Source organism: Sphingomonas sp. CCH9-F2 (assembly GCF_001556735.1).
GTDB lineage: Bacteria > Pseudomonadota > Alphaproteobacteria > Sphingomonadales > Sphingomonadaceae > Sphingomonas > Sphingomonas ginsenosidimutans.
Genome location: NZ_LSJO01000408.1, coordinates 1 through 1782 on the forward strand (window position 1 = coordinate 1; position 1782 = coordinate 1782).

Below are 1782 nucleotides of genomic sequence, written 5' to 3' on the forward strand. Positions count from 1 at the left end.
GGTGGTCGCCGTCGAGACGATCAACGGGCAGAAGCGCGTCAAGGCGATCGGTGACGATGCCAAGCTGATGATGGGCAAGACGCCGGGCACGATCGAGGCGATCCGCCCGATGCGTGACGGCGTGATCGCCGACATCGACGTCGCCGAACAGATGATCAAGCACTTCATCGAGAAGGTGCACGGCCGCCGCCGCTTCATGCGCTGGCCCGAAATCGTCATTTGCGTGCCGTCGGGCGCAACCAAGGTGGAACGCCGCGCGATCCGCGACGCGGCACAGAACGCCGGCGCGAGCGCGGTCTATCTGATCGAGGAGCCGATGGCCGCCGCGATCGGCGCCGACATGCCGGTGACCGAGCCGATCGGCAGCATGGTGGTCGACATCGGCGGCGGCACCACCGAAGTGGCGGTGCTGTCGCTGCGCGGCCTTGCCTATACCACGTCGGTCCGCGTCGGCGGCGACAAGATGGACGAGGCGATCGTCAGCTACGTGCGCCGCAACCACAATCTGCTGATCGGCGAGGCGACCGCGGAACGGATCAAGCAGGAACTGGGCTGCGCCAAGCCGCCGGTCGACGGCATCGGCAAGACCATCCACATCAAGGGCCGCGACCTCGTCAATGGCGTGCCCAAGGAAATCCAGATCAACCAGGCGCAGATTGCCGAGGCGGTGAGCGAGCCGGTGGCGACGATCGTCGACGGCGTGCGCATCGCGCTGGAAAACACTGCGCCGGAACTGGCCGCCGACATCGTCGACCAGGGTATCGTGCTGACCGGCGGCGGCGCGCTGCTGCAGGGGCTGGACGAGGTGCTGCGCGACGAAACCGGGTTGCCGGTGACGATCGCCGACGATCCGCTGACCTGCGTCGCGATCGGCACCGGTCGCGCGCTGGAGGATCCGATGTTCCGCGCGGTGCTGCAGAACGGCTAACCCTGGCGGGAGAGGACGGCAATGGCGCCGTCGAAAGACCGGCGGCCGGGGTTTTCGCGGCGCGCGCAATATAGTCTGTTCCTCGCCTATATCCTCGGCATCGCGGGCGCGGTGATGGGGGCGGCGCTGCTCGCGCTGTCGACGTTCCAGCCGGCCGCCTTCGCGATGCTGCGCGCCGGTGTGGCGGAATTGACCGCGCCGGTATCGGGCGCGGTCGCCACCGGCGTGCGCTGGCTGGCGGTGATCCCCGACACGGTCGGCAGCTATATTTTCGTCCATGACGAAAACGCCCGGTTGCGCGCGCAGGCGGAGCGCAACAGCCGCGCGCTGGTGATCGGACGCGAGGCGCAGCTGGAGAACGTCCGCCTGCGCCGCCTGCTGGCGCTGCGCGATCGCACCGGCGAGGTGGTGGTGGCCGCGCGGATCGTCAGCACCACCGCGTCGAGCACGCGCCGCTACGGGCTGCTCAACGCCGGCAGCTGGCAGGGGGTCGCCGATGGCCAGCCGGTCAGCGGGCCGGAGGGGCTGATCGGCCGCGTCCTGTATACCGGCCCGAACACCGCGCGCGTGCTGCTGCTCACCGATGCCGAAAGCGTCGTGCCGGTCTATCGCCTGCGCGACGGTCGACCGGCGCTGGCGGCGGGCCGCGGCGACGGATTGATCGACGTGCGCACCATCGACACCGCCGACGGCGATTTCCGGCCCGGCGACGTCTTCGTCACGTCGGGCACCGGCGGCATCTTCGTTCCCGGCGTCCCGGTGGCGCGGGTGCTGCACAAGGGAACCGACAGCGCGCCGGCGCGGCCGTTCGCGCGGCCCAGCGCGCTCGACGTCGCGATCGTCCACCGCGCGTT

Annotated in this window: 2 protein-coding genes; both read left to right on the forward strand. The window is 70.0% G+C overall.

The window, feature by feature from the left end:
• Positions 1–928, forward strand: a 928-nt coding sequence (locus AX685_RS11795; RefSeq protein WP_066488913.1) for a rod shape-determining protein, incomplete at its 5' end; no start/stop codon positions are given.
• Positions 929–949: 21 nt separating this feature from the next.
• A partial coding sequence (gene mreC, locus AX685_RS11800) for a rod shape-determining protein MreC (protein WP_066488916.1) occupies positions 950–1782 on the forward strand: 833 nt, incomplete at its 3' end.